The organism is Candidatus Krumholzibacteriota bacterium (genome assembly GCA_016932415.1).
Taxonomy (GTDB): domain Bacteria; phylum Krumholzibacteriota; class Krumholzibacteriia; order Krumholzibacteriales; family Krumholzibacteriaceae; genus Krumholzibacterium.
Genome location: JAFGCX010000026.1, coordinates 52,002 through 76,877 on the forward strand (window position 1 = coordinate 52,002; position 24,876 = coordinate 76,877).

Annotated in this window: 16 protein-coding genes; 14 read left to right on the forward strand and 2 right to left on the reverse strand. The window is 52.3% G+C overall.

What is annotated here, in order from left to right:
- Positions 1–225: 225 nt before the first annotated feature.
- Positions 226–1,335 (reverse strand): hypothetical protein, encoded by a 1,110-nt coding sequence (locus JW814_09540; GenBank protein MBN2071685.1) that lies wholly within the window; start codon positions 1,333–1,335, stop codon positions 226–228.
- 229 nt (positions 1,336–1,564) lie between these two features.
- On the opposite strand from JW814_09540, the gene JW814_09545 reads away from it, so the two are divergent.
- The 4 genes from JW814_09545 (at position 1,565) to JW814_09560 (ending at position 7,230) form a co-directional block, all read left to right on the forward strand.
- Positions 1,565–3,574 carry a hypothetical protein gene (locus JW814_09545; GenBank protein ID MBN2071686.1) on the forward strand — a complete coding sequence of 670 codons (2,010 nt, stop codon included), beginning with the start codon at positions 1,565–1,567 and terminating at the stop codon, positions 3,572–3,574.
- An 11-nt stretch (positions 3,575–3,585) separates the two neighbouring features.
- Entirely contained in the window at positions 3,586–5,103 is a 1,518-nt protein-coding gene (locus JW814_09550) for a C10 family peptidase (GenBank protein MBN2071687.1), read from the forward strand.
- 29 nt (positions 5,104–5,132) lie between these two features.
- Positions 5,133–6,659, forward strand: coding sequence for a C10 family peptidase (locus JW814_09555; protein MBN2071688.1), 1,527 nt, complete (start codon positions 5,133–5,135; stop codon positions 6,657–6,659).
- Positions 6,660–6,747: 88 nt separating this feature from the next.
- The gene (locus tag JW814_09560; protein ID MBN2071689.1) at positions 6,748–7,230 is read left to right on the forward strand and encodes a hypothetical protein; all 483 of its coding nucleotides are present in this window, start codon (positions 6,748–6,750) and stop codon (positions 7,228–7,230) included.
- Positions 7,231–7,363: 133 nt separating this feature from the next.
- Here the strand turns inward: JW814_09560 and mscL are convergent, their stop codons facing one another.
- Positions 7,364–7,807, reverse strand: coding sequence for a large conductance mechanosensitive channel protein MscL (mscL, locus tag JW814_09565; GenBank protein MBN2071690.1), 444 nt, complete (start codon positions 7,805–7,807; stop codon positions 7,364–7,366).
- A gap of 143 nt (positions 7,808–7,950) precedes the next feature.
- Between mscL and JW814_09570 the strand changes: the two genes are divergently transcribed.
- The 10 genes from JW814_09570 to JW814_09615 all read left to right on the forward strand — a co-directional run.
- On the forward strand, positions 7,951–8,745 hold the full coding sequence (locus tag JW814_09570; protein ID MBN2071691.1) for a T9SS type A sorting domain-containing protein: 795 nt from the start codon (positions 7,951–7,953) through the stop codon (positions 8,743–8,745).
- Between the two features lie 153 nt (positions 8,746–8,898).
- Positions 8,899–10,014, forward strand: coding sequence for a pyridoxal-phosphate dependent enzyme (locus JW814_09575; protein MBN2071692.1), 1,116 nt, complete (start codon positions 8,899–8,901; stop codon positions 10,012–10,014).
- Positions 10,011–11,096, forward strand: a complete 1,086-nt coding sequence (locus JW814_09580) for a DUF1611 domain-containing protein (protein MBN2071693.1) — start codon at positions 10,011–10,013, stop codon at positions 11,094–11,096. Before JW814_09575 ends, JW814_09580 begins: the two co-directional genes overlap by 4 nt.
- Positions 11,097–11,146: 50 nt before the next feature.
- Complete coding sequence (locus JW814_09585) at positions 11,147–13,522, forward strand: creatininase family protein (GenBank protein ID MBN2071694.1); 2,376 nt, start codon at positions 11,147–11,149, stop codon at positions 13,520–13,522.
- Positions 13,523–13,534: 12 nt separating this feature from the next.
- Positions 13,535–14,605, forward strand: coding sequence for a dipeptide epimerase (locus JW814_09590; GenBank protein MBN2071695.1), 1,071 nt, complete (start codon positions 13,535–13,537; stop codon positions 14,603–14,605).
- A 31-nt stretch (positions 14,606–14,636) separates the two neighbouring features.
- Positions 14,637–15,752 carry a hypothetical protein gene (locus tag JW814_09595; protein MBN2071696.1) on the forward strand — a complete coding sequence of 372 codons (1,116 nt, stop codon included), beginning with the start codon at positions 14,637–14,639 and terminating at the stop codon, positions 15,750–15,752.
- Between the two features lie 351 nt (positions 15,753–16,103).
- Positions 16,104–19,070, forward strand: coding sequence for a hypothetical protein (locus JW814_09600; protein ID MBN2071697.1), 2,967 nt, complete (start codon positions 16,104–16,106; stop codon positions 19,068–19,070).
- Between the two features lie 115 nt (positions 19,071–19,185).
- Complete coding sequence (locus JW814_09605) at positions 19,186–20,379, forward strand: efflux RND transporter periplasmic adaptor subunit (protein MBN2071698.1); 1,194 nt, start codon at positions 19,186–19,188, stop codon at positions 20,377–20,379.
- Positions 20,379–23,516 carry an efflux RND transporter permease subunit gene (locus JW814_09610; GenBank protein ID MBN2071699.1) on the forward strand — a complete coding sequence of 1,046 codons (3,138 nt, stop codon included), beginning with the start codon at positions 20,379–20,381 and terminating at the stop codon, positions 23,514–23,516. The genes JW814_09605 and JW814_09610 overlap by 1 nt, the downstream gene beginning before the upstream one ends.
- Positions 23,517–23,863: 347 nt before the next feature.
- The coding region (locus tag JW814_09615; GenBank protein MBN2071700.1) for a hypothetical protein at positions 23,864–24,876 on the forward strand (1,013 nt) is incomplete at its 3' end.

Sequence of the window (24,876 nt, forward strand, 5' to 3'; positions counted from 1 at the left end):
CGATATAGCCCGGTTTCAGCCCTTTCAATGATAGGATTGAAAGAAACATGCCATAAAAGGGTCATGACGGAAGTTGGGTATAAATGATTATAAGATAGTGAGTTGCGTAGTCTTAAAAAGCAATGGATATGTCAGGATACAGACTGTCGGTAGTAAAATCGAAAAATTCAATCTTACACTGCAATCATAAACGTTATGCCGTTGCCCGCATTAATCTGTGAACGGTCACTCCAGCTGAAAACCGGCATGGCAGAGATCATAATCGGTCTTGTTTGCATAAATGACATGTATCTTGTCTCCGGCATCTATAGCGACGGCGAGTTCGTTTCCGCCGATTTCCGTAGACAGGGCGGTATTTACCCAGGAACCGCTTTTATTTGTAGCATAGTTCAGGATATTCGTTCCATATTCCCCGAAAAATACGTGAGCGTATCCTCCGCTGTCCAGAGCTATACAGGGTCTTGTCCATCCCGCGACGGATTTCAACGTGACGGCGGAATTGGCGCTACCGTCCGAATATTGCAGGGTATTGTCCGTACTGTTCCAGAAGACTATGTTTGCCGCATCAGATATCTTATTGACAGCGATCGCTGGAGTCCAGCCGGTGTCTGGCTCATAGGGATATGAATCGGAACCTTCCAGCGTGAAAACGTTCCATGAACCGGTGATGAAGGCGTAGCGCAGGTTATGGTGCCCCGCGAAATTGAATATTACATGGGGATTATCGGAACTGTCGAAGTCTATATCGCAATCGGAATTAATCCATTCATCGGCCAGGATGATCGACCCTTCCCATGCAGCGCCTGATGGTTTGCAGGCGTACCTGATGTCGCTGTACGAGCCGTCATCGAAAGCGCAGTGGATGTCTCCATCGCTGTCAGATACTATGCAACATGATCCACCGCCCTCCATCCACATATCCTCACTGGTCCACGCGCCCGATTCGTCGGTGGCGGTAGATATGCCGTCATAACTTGAATATACAGTATGGACCTTGCCGTTCCCGTCAACGGCGATGTCGTTCTGCACTCCCGCGCTGTTTCCATCATCCTCGGCGATGAGTGTAGATACCCAGCTTCCCGATCTGTTCGTGATGAATTGAAGCCCCGTATTGAAGTCATACGCGCTTATATATAGCTTGCCGTTTGCGTCTATCGCGACGTTTATCTCGCCATTTGCGAAATTACCGCTTTTGACCAACTCAGTTGACCACCCGGATTCGTCATCATCGCCGGGCCCTGCGGGATTCGATGACCCGGAATCACCCGAACAGCCCTGAAGAACCAGCGTGGACATCAGGATGAACATTGAAATTGCCATGGATCTGTTGAACATCTCTGCCTCCTGGTACAAGTGCTTACCGGTAGAACGCAACTTTTGTACCATTTTGGCGATTAATTATTTTGCCTGTATCAGGAATCATCGTACCTGCATCCCCTCTTTATTGGTCTTTTTTGGACTTTTTTATTTTCTTATGAGATAATGTGTGCGTGATCAGCGGATTTTTTGGGGCTTATAAAAATAAAAAAGGTGATTCATTTCGTTTACATCGAGGAGGTCAGGAATGATCAGGGTGGCTTTCATTGTCATGGTCCTGCTTTGCTTGTTTTCCGGGACGATGCCGGCCGATGTGCCGATGAAGATTAACTATCAGGGAGTACTCACCGACGCGGAAGGTGCCGCCGCGACTGATGGTGACTATAGCATGACATTCAGTATATATGATGTTGCCGAAAGCGGGACCGCACTCTGGACTGAGACTCAGACTGTTCCGGTAAACAAGGCGATCTTCAGCGTAATGCTCGGCAACTTCACTCCTGTCGCTCTGCCGTTCGACCGGCAGTACTGGCTTGGCATAGCTGTCAATGGCGAAAGCGAGCTGTTTCCGCGTGTTACCCTTGGAGCTTCTCCATACAGTCTGAATACACTCGGAGCGCGCGGCGCCAATATTATTCCCGCAACGGGCAATGTCGGGATCGGCACGCTGACCCCCGCCGAGATGCTCGATGTCAGCGGCGGCATCCGGGTTGGCAATACCTCCGGTACGGCCGCTGGCGCCATCCGCTGGACAGGGAGCGATTTCGAGGGGTATAACGGAAGCTCATGGCAATCGTTCACCGAGATCGGAAGCGGAACTGTCCCCTCAGGGACGTCGGGACAGACTCTTCGTCATACGGGAAGCGCCTGGGAAGCTACAAACAGCCTCTTCAACAACGGTACACAGATAGGTATAGGGACGACGGCGCCTACCTCGGCGCTTGACGTCCTGGGCGGCGCGATCCGCGCGAGGCGAAACGACACGCAGTATACCGAGATACGTAACAATAACGCTGATGGCGGATATCTCACTGCCTATTCCCCCGAGAGCAATAAAAAACCTCTCTACATAGCGAGTTTCCATGACGGCAGCGGAGCGGCGTCCGGCGAGACATGGATGCGCTTTTCTGTCGGAAATTCAACGGCTCCGACACATGTCATGGCGCTTCGCGAGACGGGTCGGGTGGGGATAGGGACGATCAGCCCGGCCAGGCAATTCGAGGTCTTCTCAAGCCAGGCTTACGCGCGGCTGACATCGAGTACAAGTGCCGGGTCAGCTCTTGAATTCAGTAACACATCGACCGGGGCTGATTTTGGAAATTATGGTCAGATAAAATTCATGGATGCTTCAGACGTAGTAAAGGGATCGATCGCATCGGAGTTCCGCTCTTACGCCGGGGCATCCGGGCTTTACCTAGCTTCCGGCGGCCTGACCCGCATGGTCGTTACCGAAGCGGGCGATGTTGGCATAGGGACGATCGATCCTGATACTGATCTCGAGATCGTTGGAGCCCACTTCAGGGCCCGACGTACCGATAGTGATTACCAGTATGTCGAAATTCGCGATAACGATGGCATTGGAGCATATATCAGGGGATATTCTCCCCAGGACAACAAGAAACCGCTGTTCATAGAAGCCCTCCATAACGGGCTCGGGACTCCCTCAGGTGAGACATGGATGCGCTTCTCTGTCGGCAGCGTCAACGTTCCCAAGCACGTGATGGTGATCCGGGAGAGCGGCAACGTTGGTATCGGCACGCAGGATCCATCGAGAAAACTCACCGTCAGGGGCAACCTGCTTATAGAAAGTGCGGCGACAGGCGACCCGGTGGTCGAATTCGGCGAGGGCCTGGACTATGCAGAGGGGTTTGACGTGGCGGATGACTCGAGGATAGAACCGGGTACGGTGCTTGTCATTGATACCGGGACTCCCGGGAAGCTCGCTGTCAGTCGTCGGCCATACGACACAAAGGTGGCAGGCATTGCGGCAGGGGCGAAAGGCCTCGGTTCGGGGGTGAGGCTCGGTGTGGAACAGTACGATTGCGATGTAGCCCTTGCCGGCAGAGTCTTCTGCAACGTCGACGCGACAGGTTGCGCGATAGAGCCTGGCGACCTGCTTACAACGTCAGCGATACCCGGTTTCGCAATGAAAGCGTCCGATCAAGACGCATCGCGGGGCGCGATCCTCGGCAAGGCCATGGAGCGGCTTGAACAGGGCAAGAAGGGGCAGATTCTTGTTCTCGTAAGCCTGCAGTAGGTTGTGACATCATGAAAAAGGCATTTAAAATACTGGCTGTTTCCGTCTGCGTTCTGTCAATTCACGCGAAGCCTGCGACGGCGGGCGTCGTCACTTCCGATGAGGCGAGGATCGTAGCCGCGAATTATATCACGAATGTCATCAACAGTTCGGGAAGCTGGGGTGGGGAGGAGTACGCGAGCGTGGGTAAAATTGAAGAGTTAAAGCGCGGAGATCGGGTTCTCGGGTACTGGTGCCATATAGAACCGGACGGCCATGTGATCGTCTCACTCATATCGCAACTCGCGCCGGTCAGGGCGAGCTCCGAGACGTGGGACGGCGATCCCGCGTGCGATGCCGGCATCGTCGACATTATCAAATACAAGATCGGGCAGGAGCATGATTATATCGAAGCCCGTCTTGGCCCGGTCGCTGATGCTCCTGAAGATGCGATAGCAGGACTCTGCGAGTATAGTTGCTTGGGGGCGTGGAGTCTGTTGCTGAAACCGCCGGAACAGGAATTGAAAGAATATCTTGTGGATGACGCGCTTTCTGACTACCAGGAGAATGGTGTGCTTCTTACGACAAACTGGAGGCAGGGGGATCCTTATAATCTCTACATGCCCCCCGACCCATCCGCCTGCGGTGAAGACTACGGTTATCGTTGCGCGGCCGGGTGCACCGCTCTCGGCGCGGCGCAGATCATGAAGTACTGGGACTGGCCGCCCTATGGCATACCGGCGCCATACGACGATTATTATGACTGGACTTCAATGCCGGATGATCTGACGACAGAGTCGCCTTCGGCCCAGATCAATGCTGTCGCCATCCTTATAGCGGAGATAGGGCTCGCCTGCAATATGGATTACTGCATGGATGACGGTTGCGGTTCGGGAGCTTTTCACGAGGATATGCTGTCGGCGTACATTGCCAATTTCCATTTTGACTCTGGAGCTTTCATACTGCCCCGCGTGAGCCTCTCAAGTGCGGACTGGTTTATCAATATTCAGAACAATATCAATATGAACATGCCTCTGCAGTACGAAGTACCGGGCCACTCGATCGTATGCGACGGGTGGCGCGTCGTCTCCGGGCTCAAGCAATATCACATGAACTATGGCTGGGCAAATTCAGTGCCTGATAAATCGTGCTGGGACGCGTACGCGGCGGCCGGCAGCAATACATGGTTCACCCTGGATCTTCTGCCGTGTACGGATCTTGTTTCCGAGAATGTCATTAACTTAATCCGTCCTGCAGTAGCGCTGAATCAGACTCTGGGTGGCACTTATCCGCCGATCCCGAACTTTCCCTGGCGCTACGTCAATGTCGACGCCCAGGGGGAGAATGCTGTTTTCCAGGCGGGCCAGCTTATACAGGCGCTTTCGGACAAGAGGATCCTGTGCACCAGCGAAGCGGGCGGCGCCATAAGGTTTTACGGTTCGCCATCGCTGCACACCCGCCTCTTCACGAGAGGGGATACGGCGAAAGGAATTATTATAAAGGATGGCGCAGTAGTACTGTATGGAAGCGGAAGTATCCGATTGTTTTAGTATCTTTCAACAAAAGAAGGAAGGACTCGGTGAAAATGATATCAAGACTGGCTGTCGCCGCGGCTGTCATAATCTATTTTGCCGTGTTTTTTAATCCAGTGGAAGCAGCTGTTCTCATCGCCACGCAAGATGATGCCCGCACCGTCGCGGAGAACTGGATTGCCGCGCTTGTAACCGCGACAGGCGGATGGGGTGATTCACCCTCAGCGTCAGTAGGAGAGATCGAAGAGCTCACGCGAGGTAAACGCCTTCTGGGGTACTGGTGCCATGTGGAGCCTCATGGACATATCGTCGTCTCGCTGAGCAAAGCTCTCTCTCCTGTCAAGGCCGTTTCGGAAACATGGGATGGTGATCCGACTTGCGACACCGATATCATCGATGTCATCAAGTATAAGATCGAAAAGGAACACGATTTTATAGAAGCGCGCGTCGGGCCGATAGAAACGGCTGCGGCTTCCGATATCGAAGTCTTACTGGAGAGCAGGTGTCGCGAGGAGTGGATTCTCCTTTCCGGATCACCTGAAGAGTTCCATTCGAAACTTGCATCGAACCAGGCTATCGTAGACTACCGGGAAGGTACGGTGCTTCTTTCAACGGAATGGCACCAGGCCCATCCTTATAATCTCTACATGCCGTCAAATACCACGGACTGTACGGAAAGTTTCGATTTCAGGTGCGCGACGGGGTGCGTCTCTCTTGCTGCGGCGCAGATCATGAAGTACTGGAACTGGCCCCCGTACGGTATCGGATCACCGTATGATGATTATTACGACTGGACCGATATACCGGATAAGTTGACACCGGATTCCCCTGAACAGGAGATCACCGCGACAGCCGAGCTTATCTCGGAAGTAGGACAGGCCTGCCAGACTAAGTACTGCAACCATGGCTGCGGCTCATCATCGCTTATTGATGACATTTACCTCGCCTACCTGTCGATCTTTCGGTTCGACATCATGGCCGTCCTGATGGAGCATATCGGTTTTACAAGCGATGCATGGTTTTCTCACATACAGAACAGTATTAACATCAACTCTCCACTGCATTATCGCATTCCGGACCATCAGATCGTGTGCGATGGTTGGCGGATCGTATCAGGCATCAATCAGTACCACATGAACTACGGTTGGGGGGGGGCGATAATCGAGGGAGAGTGCTGGGAGCCATATGCCGATACGGGCAGCAATACATGGTTTACCATCGATCTTCTGCCGTGCAACGATCTTAGCGAGGAGATCCTCATAGCCTTTTTGCGGCCATCGGTATCTCTGAATAATGAATTGAGCGGGACCTATTCCCCCAACGCGTCATTTCCATGGTTGTATATCAACATGGATACCAGTGGAGAAAACGCCGCGTTCATGATGGGGCATATGATCCAGTCACTGCCGGGAATGACGGTGGGATGTACAAGCTCGACGGGGGGGGCGATTCGGTTTTATGGAGGCGAAGAACATCATACACGAATATTCGCCAGGGGCGACTGGACAAAGGGGGTCAAGATCACAGATGGCGGGATTGCGCTTTATGGTCCGGCATCAATGATCATATATTGATTCTATGAGGGTTGTCCGGGAGCGGTTCGATGATCTGTTTCCGGGAGCCGGGCTACAATAAGTCGGGTCTTATAACAGGGGGAAAATCATGACGAAGATCCTGAAACCGGCCGATATCGTCGATATAGGTATCGAAAAGGAGAAGAAACGGCGCGATTTCTATGGCAGAGTACATGAACGTTTTTCAGGAGAAAGCGAACTGGCAGGACTCTTCGCGAAACTCCGGGACTGGGAGAACGAACATATTGAGAGATTCGAAGAGATAAGGGAGGGAGTCCGCGGAGGACAGGGCGTCGAATCGTACCCAGGAGAGATATCAGCCTATATGCAGGCGATCGTTGAAAGCGACCTGTACTCTGACATTTCGCCTGAGAGTTTTGCAGAAAAAATTAAAACCGCGGCAGACGCGATCGAGATGGGGATAAGATTTGAAAAGGAAGCGATAATATTCTTCAACGGACTCTCGCATTTTATCGATCACAGTTTCTTCAAAACAGTCCGAACACTCATTGAAGAAGAGCAACAGCATCTTATTATGCTGTTCGGTATGAAGAAGAAACTGGAAGAATAGGCGGGATTTTCCTTATCTCCGGGGGTTTCGATGGTAAACGCGCGGTACATACGTTGCCCCGCGCGTTTACGTCGTTTATTACTGCGCTGTCTAACGCGGGGAGCCGGTCATCTCAAACGCAGTTCTATGTTCGTTACGTCAGTTCCGATGTGCAGAAAGCACAGCGTTTCGCCTTGATCGGGACTGTTGAAAGGCAATGCGGACATTCCTTCGTTGAAGGGTCTGCCGGAGGAGCCTCTTTTTTAAGCCGGTTCATCTGCTTGACGATCATGAATACCGCGAAAGCGACTATGATAAAACTGATGACGGTATTTATGAAAACCCCGTAGTTGATTGTTACGGCGCCTGCCGCCTGCGCGTCGGCCAGGGATGCGTAAGGTCCCGCGACCGCGCCTGCTTTCAGCACCAGGAAGAGGTTAGCGAAATCGACATTGCCGAGAAGCATGCCTATCGGGGGCATAATCACATCAGAGACGAGTGATTTGACGATAGTTCCGAACGCCGCTCCGATAATTATACCGACAGCCATGTCGACGACATTACCCTTCATCGCGAATTCCTTGAATTCCTTGAGCATATGCAGCCCTCCTTTTTTCAAGTATGCTGGAATGATGAGCCAACAGTTTGTTTTCTGTCAACTTTTATCTTGAAAAGAACCAGTGGATGTAAGATTCTATATCAAGGGTCTTTCAGGTGAAAATCGGTTTCCGGGAGATGGTTATGAAACGGGCTGTTCTATCTGCAACATGTCTGATTTTCCTCGGCACCAGTATTCCTTCCTTAACTGCCGCGCAGTACAGCGTGGCACATGGCACAGTCACCGCCGGAGGTGGTGTAATATCGGGATCGAACATGATCTACTGCTCGGCTGGAGACGGAGCTGCTGGAATCTCATCAGGCGACTCCGGAGTGATCAAGTCCGGATTCTGGTATCTTGCCGACATCTCTTCCGCCGTCGATGTCGCCTTTGAATTGGTATCCGGCGAGTATTCCGATCTCGCAGTCGTACTGAGGTGGAAAACCAGCGTGCCGGGAATCCTGGGATTCAACATATACAGGATGGATGAGAATGGAGAATTTCCTGTAAGGATCAATAAAGAAATCATCCCCTTCGACATTGTACGTGAATTCAGGGACGCGACGGTGCTGGCCGGTAGAAACTATATCTATACGGTTGAGGCCGTCTGTGACAAAGGAGAGTACATATCTTCCGAATTCAGGATCTTTATACCGGTCATGCCGGTAACGCTTCTTCAGAATCGGCCCAATCCGTTCAACCCCAACACAACGATAAGGTTCTATATTCCATTTGAAGGATATGCCCGGATAGACATCTTCGATTCGCGCGGTGGCAGGGTGAAGAAGCTTTATGATAAATGGGTCTCTGCCGGACATGTAAGCGTCATCTGGAACGGTCTGAACGATAAAGACGAACCTGTCAGTTCAGGAGTATATTACTACAGGCTCACCGCCGGCAAGGAAAAGCAAACCAGGAAGATGATCATTCTCAGATAATTTGTCATACAGGGTTTCACGATCAGATACTCTGGAGTCTTTTCTTCCGCTGTTCTGACCAATCCCCCCGGAGGCCACCTGAAAACCTTATGCCTTGAAAGTATTATTCTGATATAATCGCGGTCGATATCCGGCAGGGAGGAGTGATCGGGCATGGAAGCGGATGACACAGGAAAGAAAAAGGAAAATGACGGAAGTCAGGTCCTTGACCTTATTGACGGCGCTACGGGCGCTATCTCAGATTTTGAAAGGGAAGTGGAAAAGCAGAGGCTTATCGCGGCTGATCCGTCCTATTCGACCGAAGAACGCCTGGAAGCTTACGAGGATATTTTCGACTCCGAGGTGGGAGACACTTCTTTTGTCCGCGCGCGTAATACCGAAAAGGAAGTGGGACTCAGGCAGATATTCTTCAAATACGAGGGAGGCAATCCGAGCGGCACCCAGAAAGACCGTATCGCTTTTGCTCAATCGATGGACGCTCTGCGCAGGGGATTCGATTCGATTACAGTCGCCACTTGCGGAAACTATGGAGTGGCCCTCTCCCTGGCAGCATCGCTTGCAGGACTTCGCTGCGTCGTTTTTATCCCGAAAGATTATCATACTTCCCGGGTCAGGGAGATGACCGATCTTGGAGCCGAAGTGCGGCGTGAAGGAGAGGATTACGAAAGATGCGTCGATATATCGAGGCGGTTCGCTAAAAAGAAAGAATCATACGATGCGAACCCGGGTGGGGATAACACGCAGACGCAGCTGAGATCTTATGGAACGATCGCCCATGAGATCTTTGACGAACTCAGGGACGCGCCGTATGCTCTTGCCGCCCCCGTCTCCAATGGTACGACTCTCACAGGGATCTACAGGGGTTTTCTGAGTCTGTACCGCAGGGGAAAGACCTCAAGGATGCCGCGGATCATTGCCGGTTCTTCGTGGGGGAAAAATCCGATCGTCCAGGCATGGCTTAAGAACCTCCCCTCCTGCCAGGATCTTGAACCGTCGAAGATACACGAGACCAAGACTAATGAGCCACTTATCAACTGGCGCTCGATTGACGGAGATATAGCTCTGGATGCGATTCGCAGGACCGGTGGTTGGGCCGGGGACGCCTCCGATAGAGAGATGGCCCAATTCTCGCGGCTGATAAGGGAAAAGGAGGGTCTGCAAGTCCTTCCCGCATCGACTGCCGGGCTTATCGCGCTGATAGACCGCCACAAGAAGGATCCTCTGCCCAATGACAGATATGTAGTAGTCCTGACCGGGAGAAAGATATGAACGATCCTTTGGAAGCTAATGCCATAGTGTATTGCGAGGGGGCTTTCAACACGCCAAACGGAAAGACGGCGCACGGGCTGGTCCGTTTTACAAGGAGATACAGAGTCCTCTCAGTTATCGATTCGAAATACGCTGGGATGGATTCAGGTACTGTCCTCGACGGAAAAGAGAATGGTATACCTCTTTTCGAAAGCCTCTCCTCCGCGGCGCGGGTTGCCAAAGAGGCGGGAAGCCCCGCGGACCGGATGGTCATAGGGATTGCGCCGGACGGTGGGAGACTGAGCATGGGGGCGAGAAATGATATCAAGACCGCAATCTCAATGGGATTGAACATCGATTGCGGCCTGCATGATTTTCTCGGCGATGATACGGAAATATCATCCCTGGCAAAGAAATACGGTGTAAGGATTCGTGATGTCCGAAAGACTCCCCCGAGAAGCGAACTCCATTTCTTCAGCGGAAAGATCGAGGAAGTATCAGCTTTGAAGGTAGCCGTACTCGGCACGGATTCAGCGGTCGGCAAAAGGACGACGGCATGGATCCTGATCGACGCGCTTGAAAAAAAAGGGATGGGGGCGGAGATGGTCGGGACGGGCCAGACCGCCTGGATGCAGGGCGCCCGATATTCGATACTGCTTGATTCCCTGATCAACGATTTCGTCTCCGGCGAGATTGAGCATGCAGTCTGGAGCGCGTGGAAAGAACGCTCGCCGGATGTCATAGTGATCGAAGGACAGGGAAGTCTTATGAATCCGGCCTACCCGGGAGGATTCGAGATACTTGCCGCCGGCAGGCCCGACATGGTAATACTCCAGCACGCGCCGGCCAGAATCGAGTACGACGGTTTTCCGGGGTATCCGATACAACCCCTGACGCGCCAGATACAGGCCATTGAAATCGTTTCTGACAGGAAAGTCGTGGCGGTCACGGTCAATCACGAGGGAATGGAGATGGAGGATGTACCGGTTGCCTGTGAGAAGATCACTGCCGAGACGGGACTTCCCGCTTTCGATGTGCTTCTCGATGGCGGTGGCCGGCTTGCATCGGAGATCATGGGAAAAGCCGGTCTTTATAAGAAATAATAACTTGTTCCGCCGGCATGGGGCGGCGGGGAAAGACAAGGTGAACGGCGATGGACGCCGGAAATAAAAAAGTCAACGAACCTGAAAGTATCAACGATATCTTCAGAACAATTCGCGCCTTCGACACTCTCGAAGTCGGACCTGTCAGGATCGAGAAGAGGCGACTCGTCGCTCCCTATACGGTATCGAATGGTAAGATCAGCGAATCTGTAGACCTCATCTACAGATACGAGGAAGATGTGTTTGACCCCGATGATGCCGCTTCCATCAATCTCGCTTCGATGATGGCGGCCCAGATCGCTCTGAATTACGGTCTTTTCTGCGGAAAGATCATTTTAAGGGGGCCTTTTGATGACGCCGATCGAAGGTTTATTATCGATATGGCGAAGAATACCGCTAGAGAGATATTTGTCATCAAGCTTCTCAATCCCAATCCTTTCCTCACCGGCAAGTCAGCCGGGCTTTCTCCGGTAAAGGCGAAGGATTACGTCCAGGCGGCGATAGAGTTTCCGGACCCGCCATTCAAAAGCCGCGATGGCCTTCGTTTTACCGCGTCCGACAGGAACAGCTGCGCCATATTGTCGAGCGGAGGGAAGGACAGCCTTCTCACGTATGGAATGCTCAACGAGACCGGAAAATCGGTTCACCCGGTCTTCGTGAATGAATCGGGCCGGCACTGGTTCACCGCTCTTAATTCATACAGATATTTCAAGGACAACGTGCCGAACACAAGCCGCGTCTGGGTCAACTCGGACAGGGTCTTCGCATGGTTTCTCCGCAGGATACCTTTCGTGCGTCAGGATTTCGCCAATCTGCGCGCCGATCAATATCCACTTCGCCTGTGGACGGTAGCCGTCTTCGTTTTTGGCGCGCTCCCCGTAGCTCTCAGGCGGGGTCTGGGGAGACTCTGTCTTGGAGATGAATATGACTCTACCCAGCGCTCTTCTTTTCAGGGGATCACGCACTATAATGGATATTTTGATCAGAGCAGGCATTTTGACAACTATTTTTCGAGGTATTATCTGAGAAAAGGCTGGGGTCTAAGCCAGTTCTCGATTCTCAGGCCACTGTCCGAGATGCTCATCGAGAAGATCCTCGTCGAAAGGTATCCGGACCTTCAGACTCACCAGGTTTCCTGCCATGCCACGCATGTCGAGAAAGGGCGGGTCTTTCCCTGTGGCAAATGCGAGAAATGCAGGAGGATAGTGGGGATGCTCAAGGTCATAGGCGCTGATCCGGCAAGATGCGGGTATACACCGCGGCAACAGGAAGATTGCCTCGCGGCAATAGCGGCAAAGGGAGTCCACCAGGAATCCGGTGGCGCTGATAACCTTTACCTGTCACTCAGTGAGAAGGGATTGATAGTTCTCCCCCCTGAAAGGCGAAAGAGCCTCGTTTACCATCCCGAGATAATGAAGATGCGTTTCGATCCCAGGCGGTCCGTGCTCGAGGAGATACCTGTGGATATGAGAAAGCCTCTTCTGAAAATTATGATGGAGCACGCTGACGGAGCTCTGCGGCTTGAAGACCGTAAGTGGGTCGATTACGATCCTTTCGCGTCGTCATCGATAGGCAAGCCATATCCTTTCGAACCTGAACTTGTCGGGTCACCTGGCAGCGGCCGGGTCGAGGCGCCGACAGGTCCGCGGTCCTGGATGTGGAGCGATCTGACCTGGCCGGAGATGGAGAAACGGCTCTCGGAAGTGGATGTGGCTATTCTACCGGTCGGATCTATCGAACAGCACGGTCCCCATCTTCCGCTCGATACGGACGCTTTCGATGCCGACTATCTCGCTCAGAGGATCGCCGAAGCGTGCAGCAGCCCGAAACCGCTCGTGCTCCCCGGGATATCATACGGAGTATCTTATGAACATACGGATTTCAAGGGGACGCTGGGGATATCCAACAACACCCTTTCGAGACTGATCTATGATATAGGCATCAGCGCCGCCAAGAACGGGATCAACAAGCTTGTCATCGTGAACGGACACGGGGGCAACATGCCGGCGCTAAACTATGCCGCCCAGATGATAACGCGCGATACGAAGATATTCGTCTGTGTCGACACGGGCGAGACGAGCGACGTCGATATTTACAGGCTGGCCGAGACGAGCGAGGATATCCACGCGGGAGAGATCGAGACGAGCACAAGCCTCGCGATCCGCCCCCACCTGGTGAAGATGGACAAGGCGAAGAAGAATATCCCCCGTTTTTCAAGCCGGTATCTCTTTTTCTCCTCCAAGAGGAACGTTCCATGGTATGTGCATACGAAAAGGATATCAAAGGACGGCGTGATCGGCGATCCGACGAAAGCCTCCGCGGAAAAAGGCGAACAGATGTGGCGGGCGATGATCTCCCACCTGGTGTCGCTGGTCGAAGACCTCAAGAGTATGACGCTGGACGAGATTTACCAGCGCCGGTATTGAAAGGACCTCATCATGAGGATCACAAGGGTCGATTACTGGCGCTGCAGGATGCGTCTCGCTGTTCCATACAAGATAGCATACGAGACGATCGACTTCACCGAGAACGTATTCCTCAGAGTTGAGACAGGTGAGGGAATCACAGGATACGGATGCGCCGCTCCCGATCTGGAGGTGACGGGAGAAACGCCTGAAAGCGTCGAGGCGGCTGTGTCAGGCGTCATTGAACCGGCACTGGTCGGGTCAGATCCACTGAGAACAGCGTTGCAACTCTCCAAACTTTCGAAACTGTTGAAAGAGAATCCCTCCGCGGTGGCGATGGCCGATATGGCGCTTTATGACATCCTTGGGAAAAAGGCCGGACTTCCGGTATACAAGCTGCTCGGTGGTTTCAGGGACCGGATACGCACATCGATAACGATAGGTATCCTGCCGGTGGAGGAGACGGTGGAAAGCGCCGCCAGATCCGTATCGGAAGGATTCCGGGCGATAAAGCTCAAAGGCGGACTCGATGTGGAAAATGACATCGAAAGAGTCATCAAGGTAAGAGAGACCGTCGGGGAGAGAGTGCAGCTGAGATTCGACGCGAACCAGGGGTATACCTTCGAGGAATCGCTGAGATTCGTCGAGGGGACAAGGCCCGCTGGTCTCGAACTGATCGAACAGCCGACAAGACGCGACGAACCGGGATTGCTCGGGCGCGTCACAAAAAAGGTGTCGATACCGATAATGGCTGATGAAAGTATAATGAGTCTGGTAGACGTGTTCAAACTGGCGAGGAAAGACCTGATCGATATGGTAAACGTCAAACTGATGAAGGTGGGAGGGATCTTCCAGGCGCTGCACATCAATTCTGTCGCGCACGCTGCCGGCCTGGAAGTGATGGCAGGGTGCATGGACGAATCGGCACTCGGGATAGCGGCAGGTCTACACTTCGCCCTTGCAAGGCCGAATGTCGAATATGCCGATCTCGATGGCCATCTTGACCTGATAGATGATCCGGCGGCGGGATCGGTTATCCTCAAGGAGGGTACGCTCTATCCAGTGGACAGTCCCGGCCTGGGATGCGTCATAAAAGAGATGTGATCGGGATCCGGCATCGGCTGGTGGAGGGTTTTTGAGAATTATTTTTGTTATAGTCACTGTTGCGGTAATTTTGTCTCCCTTCCCTTCATGTTCAGACGAGGGCCCGCTTAGCGCCGGCGATCCCGGACAGGAGATAGCCGGTCCGCCTGTCCGGAGGAGCGAGGCGGTCCTTGTCGCGGACCGGTATGCCCGCGCTCACTGGACGATGACCGAAACGAACCGCAGAGGAATTACCTGCGGAGAGTATTTTCTCAGCGAATATCCCGTGGGTGATCGCGTAGGGGTGGGGTACAAATGGGGAGGATGGACTGATATCGACGAATTTCTCGCCCGTATCGAGGAAGGATACGGTACGGGAACAGGCGGGTACGTGACTTATGAATATTACTCTTTCGATTGCGTCGTCGGGGTCTCATGCACCGGTCTCGTATCAAGAGCCTGGAATCTTGACGAAAAGTATACGCTCTGTTACGACGATTCGACGATAGAGAACAAGTTCTGCGAGATATGTGAGGAGATCGGAGGGATAGATTTCGCCTCGTACCAGACGGAAGGGCTTAAGAAAGGGGATGTTTTCATAAACGACACGCACTCGATCCTTTTCGTGTACGAGACAAGAAACCGCAGACCGATGATCATTGATTCGACATCCCCGGGCGTGCGATTCAGGCAGCTCAGCTGGATATGGTTCGCGAGCAACGGTTACGTGCCGATCAGGTACAATAATATTGTTGATGATCTGAACCCCGCGGGGACGATAATCAATCCCGAAGTGATAGAATATTCTGAACTTCCCGTGGAAATCGATGGCAACACCCGCAATGTCGTCAGCATGGAGTTCGATTACTATTCGACAGCCCCGGCCGTTCGCGAAGTAGGACCGGAGATGATATACGAACTGCGTCTCGATCGAGGAAGCGAGGTAAGGATCCATGTCACGGAAGCGAGGTCGGAAGGGATAAACAACAATCTCCATCTTCTCTCCTCCCTCGCCCTGGATGAAGGTAGGATGGGCGTCGATTGCCTGGCGAGCCACGATAACACTATCAGCCGCTCTCTGGACTCGGGGACTTATTATATAATCGTCGACAGCGGTCTTGATACTCCGGGGGAATACATACTTACGGTATCAGCAGATACAGACTGACCCCCATCCCTGACTCATGGCTCGCTGGCGGCTGGAGTCAGGGCGCGAGTGCGGGATACTTTTATAGATACCTGTGAATATTATTTGTTTTTCTTTTCCTGCCTTTTTTCCTTCTTCGTCTTGGCAGGTTTCTTCTTGGTCTCTTTTTTGGTGTCTCTTTCTTTCCCCATGGTATCGCCTCCGATCTGAAATCAATCCTGACTGCCGGTTCGTTTCAGGATTTGATATTAAATTATTTTCAAAAGAAAAGCATCCGTTAATTGTTGATATACTGATTTATTGTATGTTGTAATTCAAGTGAAAGCAAGAGATCTGACTGGTGAATTGATTGATTCTGCTGACAGGTGATTCATGCTGGACAAAGACTCCATATCAGAACTGTTGTCGCACCGTACTTCCGACGACGAGATATATCACGACCTGATGCAGTTCAAGATCAGTGAGATACTGCTCGTCGCCACCATTTATGACGCATTCATCCTCGAACAGGAAGGAAAGCTCACCGAGTTGATATTCTCCGAATACAACCAGCTTAACCTCTCTTCGGCGCCGCGGGTGACCAGCGTCTCTTTCGGCGAGAAAGCCCTCAACATCCTGGAAAAACGCCAGTTCGACATGGTCATACTCACAATGAGGATCGACGAGATGACCCCTTTTGAACTCAGTGAAAAGATCAGGGAGAAAAACAGCGACATCCCCATCCTCCTTCTTCTGAACGACGATAATGATCTTCAACTGATAAAGGATAGAAAAGACAGGCTGCGGTATTTCGACCGGGTATTCATCTGGAAGGGTGATGCCAAGGTATTCCTGGCGATGACAAAATACATAGAAGACAAGATAAATGTGGTAAATGACACCGATGTGGGCCTTGTCAGGGTGATCCTGCTCGTAGAGGATTCTATCCATTACTATTCCCGCTACCTTCCGATACTGCACGTGGAGATAATGAAACAGACAAGGCTTCTTATCGCCGACGAACACCTCAACGAGATCAAAAAACTGCTGAGGATGCGCACGCGCCCGAAGGTCCTGCTTGCCGAGACTTATGAGGAAGCGATATCAATCATAGAAAAATACAGGGAGTACCTGATATGCGTAATATCCGACGTCCGTTTCTCCAGAGACGGCGTGATGAACGATACGGCTGGAATAGACCTGATCAGGCATGTAAGAGAAGCCAATCAATCACTCCCCGTCCTTCTCCAGTCTTCCGATCCGTCGAACGCCAAAGTGGCGGAAGAGCTGGACATATCGTTTCTTGACAAGAACTCTGACAACCTTCAGCGAGACCTTACCGAATTTATACTGGGCGAGCTTGGTTTTGGAGATTTCACCTTCCGTGATCATACGGGAAAGGTCATCACCAGGGTGGAAACGATGGCCGAGTTCAAGGAGCTTTTAAAATCAGTTCCGGACGAATCCCTGTATTTTCACGCGTCACGAAATCATTTTTCCAGTTGGTTGATGGCAAGGGGCGAAATACAGATCGCCAAATTCATCCAGCCGATCAAGGTCTCTGATTTCGATTCGATCTCTGAACTGAGAAAACATCTTCTCGATATCTGCGATATCGTCCATGACCAGAAGACCAGGGGGCAGGTGATCAATTTTGATGAATCGCTTCTTGGGCAATCGACCTATATAGTGCGGCTTTCGGGAGGTTCGGTCGGTGGTAAGGGCAGGGGAATGGTCTTTCTGAATATGCTGATCCAGAACAGGGAATTGTTCTCTATAAATCCCGACCTGAATATTCTGATACCGCAGACCAACATAATCGGCACTGAAGAGTATGATTTCTTCATGGAAAATAACGGCCTGATGGAAAAATTCGAAAGGGAGGAAGATTACGATAGTATTAAAAAGATGGCGCTGGAGGGATCTCTTTCTTCCGAACTCCATGAGAAGCTGGAGAGATTTCTCGCGCGTGTCGATTGTCCCATTTCGGTAAGGTCTTCCAGCCTGTTCGAGGATTCGATATCCCAGCCCTTTTCCGGAGTATATGAGACATATTTTCTTCCCAACAACGATCCCGACCCGGCTGCGCGGCTGCGGCAGCTTGAAGAGGCAATTAAACTCGTATATGCCTCTGTATATTCTCCTTCGGCCCGCGCTTATTTCGATGCCATAGAATACCGCATCGGAGAGGAGAAGATGGGAGTACTCCTGCAGAGGTTGGTGGGCAAAGGATACGATGGACGGTTCTATCCTCAGATCTCGGGAGTAGCCCAGTCGTATAACTATTATCCGGTCTCATATCTCAAGCCAACCGATGGGATTGCTATAGCCGGATTCGGCCTGGGCAAATACGTGGTCGACGGCGAAAGGGCCTGGCGTTTCTGTCCGCGGTACCCGAAGATTGATTTTATCGCCCAGGAGGATTTCGTCAAGGAATCCCAGGTGGAATTCTACGCTCTCGATCTTGAAAACAATGGGGCGAACCTGGCAGAAGGGAGCGATTCGACCCTATTGAGGCTGGAGATATCAGACGCGGAAAAGGACGGGTCCCTGGACTACTGCGCGTCGACATGGGACTTCCAGGACAATATCGTAAGGACCGGGAGCGGATACGTGGGGCCGCGTATCATGAACTTCGCTTCCATCTTGAAATATAACTATATCCCCCTGGCCGAAACGCTCGATGCTCTTCTCGGGGTGATCAAAAGCTCTATGGGTATACCGATCGAGATCGAATTCGCTGTCGATCTTGATGAGACACTTAACGGAAAACCGAGTCTTTATATTCTTCAGGTCCGGCCGCTGCTGAGGAACTTTGAAGACTTCCACCTCGGCCTTGAGGATATAAAAAGCGATTCGATCCTGCTGTACACCGACAAGGCTATGGGGAACGGAGTGATCGATGGGCTGGAAGACATCATATTTGTAGATCAGGCCCGGTTCGATAGGAGCAGGACAGTTGAGATGACAGAAGAGCTTGAGACGCTCAACCATAGATTAAAAAGCGAGAAACGAAAATATATCCTCATAGGCCCGGGAAGGTGGGGAAGCAGGGACCGATGGCTGGGGATACCGGTGAGATGGTCGCAGATCTCCGGCGCCAGGATCATCGTCGAGACCGAAATGGAGGATTTTCATGTCGACTCATCCCTCGGGTCTCATTTCTTCCATAACGTGACATCGAACAATATAGGGTATTTTTTCGTTCCACACGGTTCGAACAGGAATTATATCGACTGGAAATGGCTTGAAAGCCAGAAAGTCATGGAGAAAACGAAGCACTTTATCCACGTTCGCCTCGACGATCCGGTCACGGCAAAAATGGACGGGCGCTCGGGAGTATCGGTGCTTTGCAGGTAAAAAAATGGAACGGAGAGGCGGCTGGCAGGTTATATTGGGAAGGTCCGCGAAGCTCGGTTTTTAATTTCCATTGATCGAGGATGTTGTCGTCCGCCGTTATAAAGGAAGCATTCAAATGAAAAGATGGGTCATTGGCATTTTCGCAGGTCTGGTTGTTTTTCTTATAGTCTTTAGATCGATCCAGTTGTTTATGAAGGATGGCGGAAGTGGAGGCCCGGGGAATCAGCGTCCGGCCGTTGCCGTGGAGGTCGCTGACGTCCGGTTCGGTCCGATCGAGGAGATCCGCAAGTTTACCGGTACTGTTCATCCGTATAATCAGTATGTCGTCGCCCCCAAAGTGTCGGGGAGGGTGATATACCTCGACAAGCGGATCGGAGACCCGGTCCACGAAGGGGAATTGATCGCGAGGATCGACGACGCGGAATACCAGCAGGCCCTTCGTGAGGCCGAGGCCAACATGAAGATCGCCGAGGCTTCGCTGGCGGAATCCCGGACCCAGGTCGACCTGGCACGCCAGGAAAAGGAAAGGGTGAGATCGCTTGAGGAGAAAGGCCTGGTGACGGCGGCGGAACTTGACGCGGCGAACAGCAACTTCGAATCGAGGGAGGCGAGGTACAGGCTCGCGCTCGCGCAGGTCGAACAGCGCGAGGCGGCTCTGGCGTCGGCGAAGATCCGGCTTGGTTACACGAGCCTTAACGCCTCGGGCGCGGGATTCATCGGAGAGCGTTTCGTCGATGAGGGAGCGCTGCTGGCGCCCAACATGGCCGTAGCGCTGGTCGTGGGGATCGACTCTGTGATAGTGCGGACGACTATCACGGAGCGGGATTACGGATATATAGACAGGGGTCAATCGGTCGATGTCCTGGTTGACGCTTTTCAGGGCAGACGTTTTTCCGGCACTGTGGCGCGAATCGCTCCGATGATGCAGGAGGCGTCGCGGATGGCGGAAATGGAAGTCGAAGTATTCAACGCGTCTCATATGCTCAAACCTGGTATGTTCGCGCGTATCGAAGTCATGACGGCCAGAAAGGACAGTACTCAGCTTGTGCCAGGCACGGCGGTCGTCGAACGCCAGGGCAAGACCGGCATATTCGTAGTCCCCGATGAAGAGACGGTCGCCCGGTACGTCCATGTGACGACCGGGATCGTCACGGCAGAGACGGCGGAGATACTCGATCCTCTGATCCATGGCCGCGTGGTGACTCTCGGGCAGCATCTTCTCGATGACGGAAGTCCGGTGATGCTCCGGGAAGAAGATAAAGATCCATCCAGTGATAGCGATTCCTCAGAGGGAGAGAAAAAGGAATAATGAATATCTCAGCCGGACCGGTAAACCGTCCCGTCCTCACGACCATCATTTTTCTCGTGATAATAACGCTCGGACTGGTCTCGTTCAGCCGCCTTTCGATCGATCTGATGCCGGAGATCACTTTCCCCACCATATCGGTCGTAACGGAATACGCGAACGTTGGTCCCCAGGAGATAGAGGAATCGGTATCGCGGCCGATCGAGGAAGCGCTCGCCGCTGTCCAGGGGGTCGAGGAGATCACTTCGACTTCGACCGAGGGCCGCAGCCAGGTACGAGTCGCCTTTACGTGGGGGACCGATCTCGATGTCGCCGCCAACGATATCCGCGACCGGATAGACAGGGTAATGGGACGCCTGCCCGAGGATATTGACCGCCCGATGATCCGAAAGTTCGACCTCTCGGCCTTTCCGGTGATGTATCTCGGCGTTTCGAGCAACCTCAATCCGCTCGATCTTCGGCAGATCGTCGAAGACCAGGTGAAATACCGGCTCGAGCAGGTACCGGGAGTGGCGGCGATCGATATACGCGGAGGGTTGAACAGGGAGATCCACGTCGACCTTCACGCCGACGCCCTTAAAGCGCTCGGCATCTCGACCAATACCATACTTGCGGCGCTAGGCAGCGAAAACCGGAACGTGCCGGCCGGACTTTACGAAAAGGGCAACTTCGAGGTCCTGGTGCGGACGCAGGGAGAGTACAGCAGTATCGAGGAGATCCGGAATACTGTCATAGCGGTCCGTGACGGTTCCCCGATCCAGATCAGGGACGTGGCGGATGTCATTGATTCGTGGGAAGAGATAAGGCAGGTCGTTCGAATCGATGGGTCACCGGGCCTTCGCATTTCGGTGAGCAAGCAGTCCGGAGCGAACACCGTCAATGTCGCCAGGGGAGTAAGAGCTGAGATGGAGGGTATCAACCGCGATATACCCCAGCTCAAGCTGATTCCGCTGATCGATACTTCCAGATATATCAAGCAGTCTATCAGCAACATGGGATACGCGGTCCTTATAGGAGGGATCCTCGCCGTACTGATCCTTTTTCTTTTTCTCAGAAATCTTTCAAGCACTCTCATTATCGCGACAGCGATACCGATCTCGATCATCGCGACATTCGGTCTGATGTATTTCGGCGGGTTTACGCTGAACATCATAACATTCGGAGGCCTCGCTCTCGGGATCGGGATGCTCGTCGATTCGGCGATCGTCGTGCTGGAGAATATCTACAGGCACCGCGAAGCGGGGGAGTCTTACGTGCAGAGCGCGCTCGACGGGACTTCCGAGGTCTGGTCGGCGATACTGGCCAGTACTCTTACGACGCTTGCGGTATTCATTCCGGTCGTCTTTATCCGCGGTATGTCCGGGATCATGTTCCGGCAGATGGCTTACGTAGTGAGTTTCTCACTGCTCTGTTCCCTTGTCGTCGCGCTGACTTTGATCCCCATGCTGGCTTCGAGGTTCCTGAAGTTCCAGTCGTCGGAGCACTACAGGAACGAGAGCCTGACGCACAGGATATACGCGTGGAGCGAGGGTGTATTCCGCGGGGTCGAAGCAGGCTACTCCCGGCTGCTAGCGTCTGCTCTTGGCCGCAGGAAGACTGTGTTGATCCTGACCGGAGCCCTTCTCGCCGTTTCGCTGGTGATGATACGCCTCATCGGCGTCGAATTGATGCCCGCAACCGACGAGGGCGAGGTGCGGATCAGTCTCGAGATGGCGGTCGGTACAAGGCTCGAGGTCGTCGATCAGACTGCCCGGGCAGTGGAGGATATCGTCAGCAGCAAAGTCCCCGAAGCGACGTCTGTGATGTCATACGTCGGCAGCGGCGGATGGCGGGCGAGAGGCGGCCATACTGCGCAGATAAGGATCAGCCTTGTTCCCCGGCGCGAGAGACAAAGGACCAGCGAACAGATAGCGAACGATCTGCGAGAGGAACTAGACACCCTTCCAGGCGTCACCTGCCGCACGCGCGCCGGCCAGGGACTCTTTATTCTTCGCATGGGAGCTTCGACGGAGAGTTCGATAAATATAGAGGTCCGTGGGTATGATCTGGAGACCGCCCATATGCTCGTCCAGCGGATAGACGAAGCGTTAAAGGCAGTCCCCAGCATCACAGACACGAGGATCAGCAGGGAAGAGGGCAGCCCCGAGCAGATCATACGGATCGACCGCAAGAAGGCTGCAGACCTCGATCTGGGAGTCTCGCGGATCGGAGACGCCCTCGAGACGGCGGTCGGAGGAAAGAGGGCGACCTTTTTCCGCGAAGGTGGCAAGCAGTACCCGATAATAGTCCGGCTCAGCGAGGAAGACCGCAAAAAACTCGATGAACTTCTCGATCTGACCGTGGTCAACAACCGGGGCGAACCGGTCGTGCTGCGAAACGTCGTCGAAACGGTCCGCGCGGAGGGGCCGGTGCGGATCGAGCGAAAAGACCAGGAAAGAATAATAACGATAGAAGTCAATTATACCGGGCAGGATATGGGAACGGTGATCAAGGAGATACGCGCTCAGCTTCGCTTCATTCCAGTACCGAAAGATTTCTCGATCCTTTTCGGCGGCGACTACGAGGAGCAGCAGAAGGCGTTCAGGGAACTGCTTATAGGCCTTATCCTGGCGATCTTCCTCGTCTACATGGTAATGGCGGGGCAGTTCGAATCGTTCCGCGATCCGTTCGTCGTGCTTTTCTCCATACCGATGGCGATCATCGGCATCGTTCTGACGATGATATTGACCGGTACGATATTCAGCATGCAGGCGTTCATAGGCTGTATCATTCTGACAGGGATAGTCGTCAATAACGCGATCCTGCTCGTCCACCACACCAACCAGCTCAGGCGCGAGAAGGGGATGGAACTGATCGAGGCGGTCCGGCAGGCCGGATCTCACAGGCTCCGCCCGATACTCATGACCACGATGACGACGATACTCGGCCTTCTTCCGCTCGCCATAGGTTTCGGCGAGGGGGGAGAAGCGCAGGCGCCGCTCGCGAGGGTCGTGATCGGCGGCCTGATCAGTTCATCGTTGATAACGCTCGTCCTGATCCCCGTCGTCTATACGATATTCGAGCGCAAGAGGCCCGGCGGGAAGCAGTCTGGTCTGATCGAAGAAACCGCATCGCGGGATTCCAGCCTTCCGGTGAAGTAGCGGGGACTGTTTCACTGAGTTTGTCCGGCCTATTGCGCGCGATTGCGTTTTCACGGATAATTTCCAGGATATTTCAGGTCACCTGTTTTACACGCAGGTGACCTCAAGCCATATTTCAGGCATCACCCACCATATTTTATTAAATAAATCAAAGGGATAGGGGATTAGGTAGTAAGAGCTGGTGGCAGATTATGTTGCAGGATTATGCTATGGAAGCTGGCCAGGGCATCGGGAGGGCATCAGATTGGAAAAACCAGATTCTATTGATTACGAATTAGATGGGTTGTAATCGGTAATCTTGTTGTGGTATAATGCGTAGCGGTTTTTGAATTCTTTGGAGGGGATTCATGTCAAATATAGTTTCAGTATATGGGGCTTCTGCGAGATGCTTATCTAAATTACAAATACTTTTTTTATTTTTATTACTAATCTGTTCACCATCACTTGTTTCAGCCTATTGGGATCCTTCTGGATTGATTGTATGTTCAGAATCAGATGATCAATTGGAGGCTCAAATCATTTCCGATGGTAACGGAGGCACAATATTTGTCTGGCAGGATGAACGCAATGGGAATTGGGATATATATGCCCAAAGGGTTGACATATCGGGAACTATATTATGGGCGAATGGAGGAATTCCAATATGCACAGTTCCCAATGATCAATTAAATCCGCACATTGCTTATGATGGAAATGGTGGGGCACTTATTACATGGTCTGATAATCGTGGGGCTACAAGTGATATCTATGCACAGAGAATTAACTCTTCAGGAGTTATTCAGTGGGCAGAGAACGGTGTTGCTATTAGCACTTTAACTAGTAGTAATGAATATGATCCCAAAATAGCTTTTGATGGTATAGATGGTGCGATAATCGTATGGACAGACAGTCGAAATCTAATGTATGACATATTTGCCCAGAAAGTTAATTTCGAAGGGATTATCCAATGGATTGAGAATGGCATAGTTGTATGCAGTGAAGAGAATAATCAATCACAATCAAATATAATCAAGGATGGATTGGGAGGGGTTATCGTGTCTTGGGATGATAGTCGGGAGGGTAATTATTATCACTGTATCTACACTCAAAGAATAGATGCTTCAGGATCTTTACTCTGGGCAATAAATGGAGTAGGAGTAACCAATATTGGAGATAATAGATCACATTACTCGCATCAAATTTGTTCCGATGGAGCAGGGGGAGTAATAGTTACCTGGAAAGATCTAGATTATGACCCTGTAATTAAAGCTCAGCGAATAAGTTCAACAGGCATTCGGTTGTGGGGTGAGTATGCTGCAAATTCTATTGTTTGGCATAGCAATCTTGATGCTCCTCAAATAATATCAGATGGTAAGGGTGG